This window comes from Pseudomonas siliginis, assembly GCF_024072275.1.
GTDB classification, from domain to species: domain Bacteria; phylum Pseudomonadota; class Gammaproteobacteria; order Pseudomonadales; family Pseudomonadaceae; genus Aquipseudomonas; species Aquipseudomonas siliginis.
The window spans coordinates 3,814,734-3,827,521 of record NZ_CP099598.1; the positions used below are offsets into that span (position 1 = coordinate 3,814,734).

At 60.4% G+C, this 12,788-nt stretch carries 12 protein-coding genes; 7 read left to right on the plus strand and 5 right to left on the minus strand.

Going from position 1 to position 12,788, the window contains the following annotated elements; all coding sequences use genetic code 11:
* Positions 1-271: 271 nt before the first annotated feature.
* The 3 genes from NF676_RS17465 to NF676_RS17475 form a co-directional block, all read right to left on the minus strand.
* Entirely contained in the window at positions 272-832 is a 561-nt protein-coding gene (locus NF676_RS17465; protein ID WP_116659119.1) for a DUF4174 domain-containing protein, read from the minus strand.
* A gap of 186 nt (positions 833-1,018) precedes the next feature.
* Positions 1,019-1,804: a sulfite exporter TauE/SafE family protein gene (locus NF676_RS17470; protein ID WP_041477188.1), complete on the minus strand. Its 786-nt coding sequence runs from the start codon at positions 1,802-1,804 to the stop codon at positions 1,019-1,021.
* Positions 1,805-2,039: 235 nt separating this feature from the next.
* Positions 2,040-2,789, minus strand: a complete 750-nt coding sequence (locus tag NF676_RS17475) for a hypothetical protein (RefSeq protein ID WP_056788708.1) — start codon at positions 2,787-2,789, stop codon at positions 2,040-2,042.
* A 277-nt stretch (positions 2,790-3,066) separates the two neighbouring features.
* Between NF676_RS17475 and NF676_RS17480 the strand changes: the two genes are divergently transcribed.
* The 3 genes from NF676_RS17480 to NF676_RS17490 all read left to right on the plus strand — a co-directional run bounded on the left by NF676_RS17480 (position 3,067) and on the right by NF676_RS17490 (position 5,792).
* On the plus strand, positions 3,067-4,215 hold the full coding sequence (locus NF676_RS17480) for an aldose epimerase family protein (protein ID WP_252886460.1): 1,149 nt from the start codon (positions 3,067-3,069) through the stop codon (positions 4,213-4,215).
* Positions 4,216-4,475: 260 nt separating this feature from the next.
* Positions 4,476-5,297, plus strand: coding sequence for an aldo/keto reductase (locus tag NF676_RS17485; protein ID WP_252886461.1), 822 nt, complete (start codon positions 4,476-4,478; stop codon positions 5,295-5,297).
* Positions 5,298-5,321: 24 nt separating this feature from the next.
* Positions 5,322-5,792 carry a DUF1810 domain-containing protein gene (locus NF676_RS17490; RefSeq protein ID WP_252886462.1) on the plus strand — a complete coding sequence of 157 codons (471 nt, stop codon included), beginning with the start codon at positions 5,322-5,324 and terminating at the stop codon, positions 5,790-5,792.
* On the opposite strand, the gene NF676_RS17495 is transcribed toward NF676_RS17490, so the two are convergent.
* Positions 5,757-8,117: a DNA polymerase II gene (locus NF676_RS17495; protein ID WP_252886463.1), complete on the minus strand. Its 2,361-nt coding sequence runs from the start codon at positions 8,115-8,117 to the stop codon at positions 5,757-5,759. The two genes, NF676_RS17490 and NF676_RS17495, sit on opposite strands and share 36 nt — an antisense overlap.
* A 378-nt stretch (positions 8,118-8,495) precedes the next feature.
* On the opposite strand from NF676_RS17495, the gene NF676_RS17500 reads away from it, so the two are divergent.
* Complete coding sequence (locus tag NF676_RS17500) at positions 8,496-8,936, plus strand: CBS domain-containing protein (protein WP_056788691.1); 441 nt, start codon at positions 8,496-8,498, stop codon at positions 8,934-8,936.
* 178 nt (positions 8,937-9,114) lie between these two features.
* Here NF676_RS17500 and NF676_RS17505 read toward each other — a convergent pair whose 3' ends face one another.
* Positions 9,115-9,738: a glutathione S-transferase N-terminal domain-containing protein gene (locus tag NF676_RS17505; protein ID WP_252886464.1), complete on the minus strand. Its 624-nt coding sequence runs from the start codon at positions 9,736-9,738 to the stop codon at positions 9,115-9,117.
* Between the two features lie 1,070 nt (positions 9,739-10,808).
* Between NF676_RS17505 and NF676_RS17510 the strand changes: the two genes are divergently transcribed.
* From NF676_RS17510 to NF676_RS17520, 3 genes are read left to right on the plus strand one after another with little or no spacing between them, the layout of a single operon-like run.
* Positions 10,809-11,633 (plus strand): energy transducer TonB, encoded by an 825-nt coding sequence (locus NF676_RS17510; RefSeq protein WP_252886465.1) that lies wholly within the window; start codon positions 10,809-10,811, stop codon positions 11,631-11,633.
* A 45-nt stretch (positions 11,634-11,678) separates the two neighbouring features.
* Entirely contained in the window at positions 11,679-12,386 is a 708-nt protein-coding gene (locus NF676_RS17515; protein WP_095182128.1) for a MotA/TolQ/ExbB proton channel family protein, read from the plus strand.
* A complete protein-coding gene (locus NF676_RS17520; protein WP_041477201.1) occupies positions 12,386-12,787 on the plus strand; it encodes an ExbD/TolR family protein in 402 nt (133 codons plus the stop codon). The genes NF676_RS17515 and NF676_RS17520 overlap by 1 nt, the downstream gene beginning before the upstream one ends.
* The last annotated feature ends 1 nt before the right edge of the window (position 12,788 follow it).

A 12,788-nucleotide genomic window follows, 5' to 3' on the forward strand; every position in this document is an offset into this window, starting at 1 on the left:
CGCAGCCCGAGCCTTCTGCGGCTCCTACAGGATCGGGTTTTCACTCGGTTAACGTTGGAGGTGTCGCAGGCTGCAACAACTTTCGATCAGAAGATGACTTGTGGGAGCGAGCCTGCTCGCGACTGCGCTCGATCAGTCACCTTTCAGCGCCTGAAAAACCGCTATCGCGAGCAGGCTCGCTCCCACATTTGAACTGTGCACTTCACAAAAAAATGTGGGAGCTGGTCTACCAGCTCCCACAGGGATTTTGCTTCACTCACGCAACGCGCAATCAATCATCCGGCATCTGCGGCGGTTTGCTCGGTTTCGCCGGTTTGCTGCCCTTTGCGCCTTTGGCCGGTTCCGGCTCGGTGGCGGCAGGCGTTTGTGCGGCGGCCGCAGCGGCGGCTTCTTTTTCGGCCATGGGCATGGCGTCGATGGTTTCGAAGATTTTCGCCAGGCTCAATGCCTTGGCTTCGTCACCCGAGGCGGAGAGCTTGGTTTCGCCGTCCTTGCCCACCAGGAACACTTTTGGATAAGCGCCGGCGCCGAGCTTCAGCGAGCGCAGCAGGGCCATGGTGTCCTGCTGGCCCATGTCCTTGCCGTCGAGCTGGCCGGACATGCTGAGGATGGTGTAGACCTTGATGTTGCGGTCGGTGACGCCCTTTTTGTTGGCCGGGTCTTCCAGTGACTTTTTCAGGCTCAGCCACACCGGGTCAACGGTGCTTTGCGCAATCACGATCAGCGGACGGGCGCGGCCCACGTCCCCGGCCAGGGGTGAATCGCTGTCAGCGGCGAACAGGGGGCCGGCGATTGCCAGCAAGAGGGTCAGGGTCAGGGACCTGATGAGCATGCGCATCTCCTTTTGATATCCACGCACTACTGATTGCGCATCGTGGCGATTGTTCCGGCGGCGTCTGGCAAAAAGGCATTGCCCTGTCAGAAGCTTAGGTCAGGGAGAACTTTGCGCAACATGACGCAAGCGATCATCGGCACATCCCTACGGCCGCTGCACAGGAAGTGTTTTCTCCAGGCTGACTCAGAACGCCAACTTGTAACCAATCAACACCAGCATCGTCGCCAGGCACGGGCGCAGGACTTCGTCGGAGATGCGTCCGGTCAGGTGGCTGCCGAGCCAGATGCCGGGCAGCGAGCCCATCAGCAGGAAGCCCAGCACGCCCCAGTCCATGTTGCCCATGCTTGCGTGGCCGAGGCCGGCGACGAGGGTCAGGGGTACGGCGTGGGCGATTTCGGTGCCGACCAGGCGGCGGGTTGGCAGCAGTGGGTAGAGGATGAACAAGGCGACGGTGCCCAGTGCGCCGGCGCCAATCGAGGTCAGGGCGACCATGGTGCCGAGGATCAGACCGGTGATCACCGTCATCACGTTAAGCCGCGAACCGCTCGGGTTGTAGTTGCCGCCGGCGCGTTTGTGGGCAAATTCGAGCAAGCGTTTCTTGAAGAAAATCGCCAGGGCGGTGGCGAAGAGGACGAAGCCGAGCGCCTGCTTGATGATGGCGTTCATCGCGTCCGGCGCGGTGTGCAGGGTGCTGAGGAACCACAGGGTCATGGCCACGGCTGGCACGCTGCCGAGGGTCAGCCAGCCGGTGATCGCCCAGTCGATGTTCTTGTTTTTTTTGTGAACGAGGACGCCGCTGGATTTGGTGATCGCGGCGTACAGCAGGTCCGTACCCACCGCCGTCGCCGGGTTGATGCCGAACCACAGCAGAATCGGCGTCATCAACGAACCGCCGCCGACACCGGTCATGCCGACGATAAACCCCACCACCAGCCCGGCAATCACCAAGCCGAAATTTGCCAATTCCATTCAAACGTCCAGAAAACGACAGGAAAATCTGGCCCGCAGCATAGCGATTTTTCTTATAACCACATATATCGATGCGGTCTATGGTTATGCCATATCGAATTTGCTGCAGTTCCCTGTGGGAGCGAGCCTGCTCGCGAAGGGGGTGTCAGCCGACCGATGAGTTGAATGACGCAACGCATTCGCGAGCAGGCTCGCTCCCACAGTGGCCCCTGGCGCTACAGAAAACCTGCAAGGCTCACTGCACCGGCAGGAAATTCAGAAACAGCAGGCTCTGCGCGTAATTCAGGCCGATCCTGCGATAGCGCTCATCGAGCATCTGCGTGAGCAGGTCGAGGCGCGCGACGATTTTGCTGAATTCGGTGGCGAAGCTGAGGTTGCTGCCCTCCTCCGAGATTTCGTTGGAGAACAGCAACGGCTGGCCTTCCTTGTTCTGCCGTTGCGACAAAATCCACATGGCTTTTTCGATGTTGCGCGCGGCGTTGTGCACGAACGTCGGGTTGATCGCGTCGGTCATGTAGAACTCGGTGCGATTGCCGTGGGCGGTAACCAGCATGCTGCCGATTGCATAGATGAAGGCGCCGACGCGGTCGCCGAGGAATTCCGGACTCATCGCATAGCTCAGTGCCGCCAGATCCTTGCGTCCGCCCAGCACGGGCAACGGCTGCTGTTGCTCGACAGCGAGACGCACCTGTTTCACGGCGGCGTTGACGGTGAGGAAACCGGATTTGCGCAGTTCTTCCGGGTTGCGCAGGTAGAGCTTGCCCATCAGCCGGTAAAGGCTGTCGAGGTTGTCGCGCATCGCCAGGGTGGCCATGCGGTCGACGCTGGTCTGCAGAAATTCCTGCGGCTGCCCTTCTCGTATCTGATTGAAAAATCCATTGCCGTTCTGGTGGCTGCAGCCGCTGAGCAACAGCGACAACAGGCAGGCCAGCAGCAGGCACGGGCGGCGGTGAGCGACGGTGATCAGGGCAAAAACACTCGGCATGAAATCTCGGACAGGCACATTCCTGTGCGGCGGGAGTCACCGCATCCTGGCCATGCATAGAGCCGCCGATTACGAAAAAGTGCAGTGCTCCGGCGGTGAAGCCGACCTTCGGCGCTTTTCGCCATGTCAATTAGTCGGACTTTATATTTGCCAACAGCGGTAAATCCGCTATAAATCTTCTTTCTCGACTCAAATAGCATGACTAGTGACATATAGGAGCAGCCTTCGGCAGCTCCCACGGTCAATACGAAAACAACAACAAAAAGGAAGGTCAACCATGCTTCAATCCCGTCACCTGCTCTCCGGCCTCGGACTGTCCCTGATGATCGCTACCCTTTCCGCCAACGCGGCGGGCCTGACCGCCGAACACAAAGCCTTCGGCAAAACCAATGACGGCACGCCTGTCGAACAGTACATCCTGCGCAACAGCCACGGCATGCAGGCCACCGTGATCACCTACGGCGCGACCCTGCAAGCGCTGAAAGTCGCCGACAAGCACGGCAAGTTCGACGACATCGTGTTGGGTTTTGACGATGTGCAGGGCTATCAGAAAGGCACCGCGTACTTCGGCGCGACCATCGGCCGTTTCGGCAACCGCCTGGCCGAAGGTGCTTTCGAACTTGATGGCAAGCGTTATCAAGTGCCGCAGAACGACAAATCCAACGCCCTGCACGGCGGCCCCGAAGGTTTCGACAAGAAAGTCTGGAAGGCCAAAGAAACCAAGGACAAGGATTCGGTTGGCGTAACCCTGACCTACCTCTCGGCCGACGGCGAGATGGGCTTCCCGGGCAATCTGACCACCGAAGTCACCTATCGCCTGACCGACAACAACGAGCTGCGCATCGACTACAAGGCCAGCACCGACAAGCCGACCGTGCTCAACCTGACCAACCATAGCTACTTCAACCTGGCCGGTGCCGGCAATGGCGATATTCTCAAGCAAGTCGCCATGATCAACTCCAGCCATTACACGCCAGTCACCGCCAAACTGATCCCGACCGGGGAGCTGGCGCCTGTCGCCGGTACGCCGATGGACTTCAGCAAACCGACGGCAATCGGCACGCACATCAAGGCTGATCATCCGCAGCTGAAATTCGCCGAGCCGAAACAGGGCGGCTTCGATTTCAACTGGGCGCTGGAGACCAAGGGCGATGTCAGCAAGCTCGCCACCGAAGTCAGCGACCCGCAATCCGGACGCGTCCTGCAACTGTTCACCAGCGAGCCGGGCGTGCAGTTCTACACCAGCAACTTCCTCGACGGCACGGTCAAGGGCAAGGGTGGCAAGGTCTATCCACACTGGGGCGCGTTCACCCTCGAGACCCAGCACTACCCGGATTCGCCGAACCAGCCGGACTTCCCGAGCACGCGACTTGATCCGGGGCAGACTTATGCCCACAGCGTGATCCTCAAGTTCTCCACCAAGTAACCTGCCATGCTCCCCCTGTGGCGAGGGGATTCATCCCCGTTGGGATGCGAAGCAGCCCTGATCCTGCAACACGCGCTGTATCAGACAGCGTTCTATTGCAGGTTTTTGGGGCTGCTTCGCAGCCCAGCGGGGATAAATCCCCTCGCCACAAAATCCCCTCGCCACAATTGATCTGGTTTCATCCTTGACTTCCTTCCGGGAACCCTTGCTCTATCCTGCTGCCCACTAAAGATATCGACTCTTTAAGGCAGGAGGTTTGAATGCGTACCCTTGAGTTGGCCGGCGTACAGGTTCCGGTGATTGGTCAGGGCACCTGGCGCATGGGCGAGGATCGTTCGGCGCACAGCCGTGAAGTGGCGGCGCTGCGCACGGGCATCGAGCTCGGCATGACCCTGATCGACACCGCCGAGATGTACGCCGAGGGCGGTGCCGAAACGGTGGTCGGCGAAGCCATCGCCGGTCTGCGCGATCAAGTCTTTCTGGTCAGCAAGGTCTACCCGCACAACGCCAGCCGCGAGGGCATCCCGCAAGCCTGCGAGCGCAGTTTGCGTCGGCTCGGCACCGACTACATCGATCTGTATCTGCTGCACTGGCGCGGTCAGTATCCGCTGGAGGAAACCGTCGAAGCCTTCGAACGCCTGCGCCAGGACGGCAAGATCGGCCGTTGGGGTGTGTCGAATTTCGATGTCGACGACCTCGAAGAACTGTCCAGCTCGGCCTGCGCCACCAATCAGGTGCTGTACAACCTCGAAGAGCGCGGTATCGAATTCGATTTGCTGCCGTGGTGCCAGCATCAGCGCCTGCCGCTGATGGCGTACTGCCCGATCGGCCAGGGCGGCGCGATGCTCGCCGAGCCGGTCCTGCAAGACATTGCCAGCCGTCACAACGCCACCCCGGCGCAGGTTTCGCTGGCGTGGCTCCTGCGCCAGGACGGCGTGATTGCGATTCCCAAGGCTGTGCGCCCGGAGCATGTGCAACTCAATGCCGAGGCGGCCCAGTTGCAACTGGACGCCGGGGATCTGGCGGCGCTGGACAAGGTGTTTCCGGCGCCACAACGCAAGCAGCGGCTGGCCATGGTCTGAGCTGCCGACTGTGAGGGCTTCGCCATGAGAAGCACAGATCTGCACGACCCGTACAACCTGCAACGTTTTGTTCAGGCACAGGACCCGGTGTTCGACCGGGTCCAGCGTGAACTCGAAACGGGCCGCAAGCGCAGCCACTGGATGTGGTTCGTCTTCCCGCAATTCGCCGGGTTGGGCGGCAGCGAGATGGCCCGGCGCTTTGCCATTGGTTCAGCCGAGGAAGCCCAGGCGTATCTGGCCCATGAACTGCTCGGGGCGCGGCTGCGCACCTGCACGCAACTGGTGCTGAATGTGCCGCAGCGCTCGATTGCAGACATTTTCGGCCATCCCGATGACCTGAAATTTCATTCTTCGATGACCCTGTTCGCCCAGTTCAGCGCTGAGGACAGTCTGTTCAACCAGGCGCTGGAGCGGTACTTCCACGGCATTCTCGATGAATGGACGCTGCAACTGCTCGACTCAAAACAGGCCCAGTTGCCCACCGACCAATGTTGAGAAATCGTCGTCGACAAACGGCAGAATCGCATCCGCCACCGGTTGCAGCTGTCGGGTGATGTAGTGGTCGTAGTCGATGGCGGCGCGGCGTACCTCCAGCGGCTCCGGGCCGGCCAGGGTGATGACGTAGCTGATCCAGCCGCCGTTCTGATATTGCCGTGGCCGCCCGTGCTCGGCATTGTATTCGTCGGCCAGCCGCGCCGCGCGGACGTGCGGCGGCACATTGCGTTCGTAGTCGTCGAGGGTGCGGCGCAGGCGCTTGCGGTAGATCAGCCGATCGTCGAACTCGCCAGCGAGCGTCTTGCGCACGTAGTCGCGCACGTAATCCTGATACGGCTTGCGCTGGAAAATCCGCTCATACAGCTCCTGCTGAAATTGCCGGGCCAGCAGCGACCAGTCGGTGCGCACGGTCTCCAGGCCCTTGTAGACCATTTCTTCGCTGCCATCGGCGCGGGTAACGAGGCCGGCGTAGCGCTTCTTGCTGCCCTCCTCGGCGCCGCGAATCGTCGGCATCAGAAAGCGCTTGTAGTGAATCTCGAACTGCAATTCCAGCGCGCTTTCCAGCCCGTATTCCTCGCGCACATGCGCGCGCCACCAATCGTTGACGTGCTTGACCAGCGCATGGCCGATCTGCGCTGCTTCTTCCTGGCCGTGCAGACTGCGCAGCCAGACGAAGGTTGAATCGGTGTCGCCGTAAATGACGGCGTGGCCCTGTTCTTCGATCAACTGGCGGGTGCGCAGCATGATTTCGTGGCCGCGCAAAGTGATCGACGAGGCCAGCCGGGTATCGAAAAAACGGCAACCACTGGAGCCGAGCACGCCGTAGAAGGCGTTCATGATGATCTTCAGCGCTTGGGACAGCGGCGCGTTGTGTTCGCGCTTGGCGGTTTCGCGCCCTTCGGCCACCCGCGCCACGATGGACGGCAGGCAATGGCGGGTGCGCGAGAAGCGTGCGCCACGGAAACCTGGTACCGAGTCAGCGTCGTCCAGGTGTTGCAGGCCCTCGATCAAGCCCACCGGGTCGATCAGAAAGGTGCGGATGATCGACGGGTAAAGGCTTTTGTAATCGAGGACCAACACCGATTCGTAAAGCCCCGGGCGTGAATCCATGACAAACCCGCCGGGGCTGGCCTGCGGTGGATTGGTGCCCAGATTGGGTGCAACGAAGCCCTGGCGATGCATCAACGGCATGTACAAATGGGTGAACGCGGCGACCGAACCGCCGCTGCGGTCGGCCGGCAAACCGGTGACGCTGGCGCGTTCAAGCAAAAACGTCAGCAGTTCGGTCTTGGCGAAGATCCGCGTGACCAGTTCGCAGTCCTTGAGGTTGTACTTGGCCAGCGCCGGTTTGTCCTCGGCGAACATGCGGTTGATCTCGTCCATGCGCTGGTATGGGTTGTTGATCGCCTTGCCTTCGCCGAGCAGGGCCTGCGCGACGTTTTCCAGGCTGAACGAAGGAAAACTCCAGGTCGCCGAACGCAACGACTCGATGCCATCGATGATCAGCCGCCCCGCTGCCGAGGCGAAGTAGTGATTGCGGCTGCCGTGCTCGCGCCACTGCATTTCTTCGCCGCCACGACCGATCTTCAGCGGCACGCCAAGACGCCGCGCGTGTTCGTGAAGGATGCGCAAATCGAACTGCACGACGTTCCAGCCAATGATCGCGTCGGGGTCGTGGCGGGCAAACCAGTCGTTGAGCTTCTTCAGAATGAGCGTGCGCGAATCGCAGTATTCGAGGTCGAAATCGACAATGCTGGCATCGCCATTCGGCGCGCCGAGCATGTACACCTGCCGCTCGCCGCAGCCTTCCAGCGCGATGGAGTACAGCTCGCCGTTTTCGGTGGTCTCGATGTCGAGTGAGACCAGACGCAGTTTCGGCCGGTAAATGGGGTCGGGTTTCAGTTGGGCGTTGATCAGCACGCCGTCAGCATCAGGCGTGCCGCCGAACAGCACCGGCGCGGTGATGAAGCGCTCCATCAGATAGCGTTCCGGCGGGCGGACGTCGGCTTCAAAGACGTCGACGCCGGCGCGGTTCAGCGCGGTTTCGAGGCGCATCAACTGGCCGTGCTGCTGGCAATACAGACCGAGCACCGGACGATGCTGAAAATCGAGCAAGGCCAATGGTCGCAGTTCCACATTCTTTTCATCGTGCAGCAGACGCTCGGCCGCTTCTCGTTGTGCGGCGGGAATAAACGCCACCGATGGCTGATGCGCCAGACGCACACGGCGCGGCCCGGCGTCGGTCGCCAGCCAGAACTCGACTTCGGTGCCGGCCGGCGTATCGCGCCAATGCCGGGTCAGGACGAAGCCTTGCTGTAAATCCACCACTGCGACCTCAACGTTTCAATCAGAACGCCATTCTACGCAGCATTTGTGGCGAGGGGATTTATCCCCTTTGGCCTGCGCAGCAGGCCCTTTCATTAAAAGCGGGGCCGCTTCGCGGCCAGCGGGGATAAATCCCCTCGCCACAGATAAATCCCATCACCACAGATAAATCTTATTGCCACAGATAATTCCTCTGCCACAGATAATCCCCCCTTGTTACAGATAAATCCCCTAGCCACAGACGCTTCATTTACCGATACAAAGAAGTTTTTTCCGGCAAATGGCGTTTTTTGCACGCTAACTGCCGCTTTGCCACCTTGCTCTGCGCAGCTGCGTCTACGATGCTTGATGAACAACGACAACACCTGAGTAACCGCCATGAAGACCGTCGCCCAACTGCTGAAGCTCAAAGATCAGAAAAATCAGGAAGTGCACCAGATCAAACCCGATCACATGGTGCTCGAAGCGCTGATGAAGATGGCCGAGAAAAACGTCGGCGCCTTGCTGGTGGTCGAAGACGACAAAGTGGTCGGCATCATCAGCGAGCGCGACTATGCACGCAAACTGGTGCTGCACGGGCGCTCTTCGGTCGGTACGCCAGTGCGCGACATCATGGTCAAGGACGTGATTACCGTGGATACCCGACAAACCGTCGACACCTGCCTGGGCATCATGTCGGACAAACGCCTGCGCCACTTGCCGGTGGTCGAGGACGGCAAGTTGATCGGCCTGTTGTCGATCGGCGATCTGGTGAAGGAAGCGATTGCCGAACAGGCCGAGCTGATCAAACAGCTGGAGCAGTACATTCGCGGCGACTGAGCCCACCGCCGTGATCCCCTTGTGGGAGCGAGCCTGCTCGCGAATGCGCCAGGTCAGTGATGATCGTTCCCACGCTCTGCGTGGGAATGCAGCCCGGGACGCTCCGCGTCCCTCTAGAGCCGAACGCGGAGCGTCCGTTGAGGCATTCCCACGCAGAGCGTGGGAACGATCGCGCCTGTCAGGCCGGCCAATGCCGCTCGAACACCGGTGCCAGCACCGGGTGCCGGTCGATCCTTTGCAGCCATGCATAAAAGCCCGGGCGGGTCTGGCGCAGGTGTTCGCGGCTGCCGGCCCAGCGGCTCACCACGGCCGCCAGCACATCCAGTGCACCGGGCGTTTCATCATCCAGATACAGCTCCCCGGAAAACTGATCGGCAAACACCTCCCAACTGAAGTGCAGGCGCTGGCGCGTGCCGGCGATCAGGTTTTGCCGTGCGCTCTCGTCAGGCGCGCTCAGCCAGCGCTCGGGGTAATCGATGATGCCAACCGCTGCGTAGCAATTGCTGACGATGTAGGCGAGACCGCGAATCGCCTGATCACGATCGGCTGCCTCGCTCGGCAGCAGGCCGGACTTGGGAAACGTCAAGCCCAGGTGAATCAGGATCGCCGCACTTTCGGTCATGGCGCTGCCGTCCGGCAGTTGCAAGGTCGGTATCTGTTTCAACGGATTGAGTTTGCTCAGCGCCTCGTCAGCCTCGGCGCTGGCTTCGGTATCAATGAAGCGATAGGCGATCTGGCACAACTCCAGTGCCGCCTCGATGGCGGCCGCGCCGGAATTCTTGTGACCGTAGAGCTGGTACATGTCCGTTCCCCCGATAAGGCCTTTGCACAGGGTAGATGGCTGGCTGGCCTGACGTAGAAAATTCTGCAAATGTGTCGTGATTGGCACGTTTTTCCCATGCACTGCCGACTTGCGAAATCGACCTTCGCCAATCAGCGCTGGCGGTGCCCATCCCGCACCAAGAGCATTCATCGAACGCTATCCGCGTTCTTGTAAGGTGCGACAGCGAACCAAAAGTTCGCCTGTCCGAGCTGGCAACAAGGAGTTCACCCGTGAATCTTCAAATGCTCCGCCGTACGACATACCCGACTTACTCGCAAATCCAGCCGCAAGTTCAGCCGAACCTATTCAGCCTGGCGCGCTTCTCCTTTATTACCTGAAACCCAATGCACACTTTGCGTGCCTGGCGATCGAGCGATCGCCGGGCGCCAAGTGTTATTTATTTTTTAAATACCCTATGAATAAAAGGCGGCCTAGCAAGATTGTCGAACAATAACTTGCTGCCATTGAAGTTGCACCAAAAGCGCACGCCCAAATGTGATGCAGTTACCAATACTCCAGAATCAAAATAAGGAACTTGTCCCGTGAGCCGCTGAATGACTGACCTGCACCAAATCGATTCGCTACGCACCGATAGGTGCTAAGCCTGATCACCGAGCAGCCGCTCTATCCCGTCGATTGGCGTGATACAGCGTTCCCTCTGACTCGCTCTGGAAAAAGCCCTTCTGCGAGGACTTGAGGACCACTTCGCGCCGAATAAACAGCGGGCGAACTTGAAACTTATATAAATGCGACATGAGCAATACCGAAGATATGCGCTCAACCGGTTTCAGCAACATCTGGCACACCTGTTGCAAACTGTAACAAACCTGAGACAGCTCACGTCTCCACACAACAACAAGCCACGGAATGGATAATGAACAATCGATATAGATACTAATAAGCCAATAAGTTTGTTCGAGGCCGTTTAAACAGATAGTCCAACTATCGGCTCGCGTACACCTTGAAGAAAGTTGCACCCACTCACTCGAACATCAGCCATATGTTCGGACGGCACCTTATTGCCCTTCATCTGACCCGAGGGAGCTTTAATGAACGATGCGGTAAAGCACAAAACCCTGCCCGGGCCGTTGCGGCAAGCGCCGGTCCCGCCGGCAACGGGCAGGCCGGCGTTTACAGCCAACACGTCACGACCCGGCGGGTTGAACAAACCACAGATGCTCTTGCTGATCGCCGTGTCGGCGCTGATACACGGCGGCGCGTGGTGGTTCTTCCATCAGGCGCGGCCGGAGCCACTGCCGACGCCGCCGGAAATTCCGGAAATGACCGTCGAGCTGACCAGCCCGACGCCTCCGGCCCCACCGACACCGGAACCACCACCGCCGCCCCCGCCTCCACCGCCGCCGGAACCCGAGCAGCCGGTGGAAGACGAGGACGCGGTGAAGCCGCCGCCCAAACCGGTGGAGAAGCCCAAGCCAATCGAAAAACCAAAACCGGTCGAGAAACCCAAACCGGTGAAGAAAGTCGAGCCACCGAAAGCACCGCCAGCCCCGGCGCAACCTGCCGCACCTGCGGCGCCGACGACACCGAGCGCACCACCGGCACCACCTGCTGCGCCCGCTCCGGTCAAGGAGTCGGCGGCGATTTCCGGCCTGGCCAGCCTTGGCAACCCGCCGCCGGAATACCCGTCGCTGGCGCTGCGCCGCAATTGGGAAGGCAGCGTGGTGCTGCGCATTCAGGTGCTGGCTAACGGCCGTGCCGGTGCGGTGACGGTGACCAAGTCCAGCGGCAAACCGCAACTGGATGAGGCGGCCGTCGCGGCGGTGAAGAACTGGAAGTTCATTCCGGCCAAGCGCGGTGACACGCCGATCGACGGCTTCGCCACCCAGACCATCGATTTCAAATTGCCGCAATGACGGCACAACCGACTCATTACTGATTAACGCAAGCGAGGTGTAGCCATGAACGATTCACTGTCTTCGATGATTGTCCCCGGTGTGCTCTGGGGTCTGGTGCTGTTTTCCGTGGTCAGTTGGGCGATCCTGCTGGTCAAGTCGGCCCAGTACCTGCGCCAGAAAGCGCAGAACAAACAGTTCGCCAAAGCCTTCTGGAGCGCGCCGGACCTGCTCACCGCCGCCGAACACGCCAGCCAGTATCCGGGCTCGCTGGCGCGCATCGCCAGCAGCGGTTTCGAAGCCCTGCTGGTGGAAGATTCGCCGCGCACCACGCAGCAACTGGCGCACACCATCAACCGTTCCGACCGCCTGGAACGCAACCTGCGCCAGCAGATCCAGAAGGAACGTCGCTCGCTGGAAAACGGCCAGGCGATCCTCGCCAGTATCGGCAGCACCGCGCCGTTCATTGGTTTGTTCGGCACCGTGTGGGGAATCATGGAAGCCCTGCAAAGCATCGGCGAAACCGGCTCGGCCAGCCTTGAGGCGGTCGCCGGGCCTATCGGCCACGCGCTGATCGCCACTGGCGTGGGCATCGCCGTCGCGGTGCCGGCGGTGCTGATCTACAACTTCTTCCTGCGTCGGCTGAAACTGGCCTCAGCGGACATGGACGACTTCGCCCACGACTTCGACGCCCTCGCCTCGCGCAGTGCCTTTTCCATCAGCCGCCAGGCCATCGCCAGCAAAAGCACCAACGCCGTGCGGGAGGCCAGCTGATGTCCTTTTCTACCCAAGACAGCGATGAAGTGCTCAGCGAAATGAACGTCACGCCGCTGGTCGACGTGATGCTCGTGCTGCTGGTGGTGTTCATTGTCACCGCGCCGCTAATGACCAACGCGATCAAGGTCAACCTGCCGAAAACCGACGCCGTCGCCCCTGCCGAAAAGAAAGACCCGGTGGTGGTCAGCGTCGATCAGGACGGCAAGTTCTATCTGGCCAAGACCGAACTGGCCCCGGAATCCCTCGAGGCCAGTCTCAAGGAGGTCAAGGCCAAGGACGCCGACGTGCGCGTGCAGTTGCAGGCCGACGCCGCCGTCAATTACGGCCAGGTGGCCAAGGCGATGGCATCGATCGAACGCTCCGGCATCAGCAAGATTTCGGTGATGACCACCCACTGAG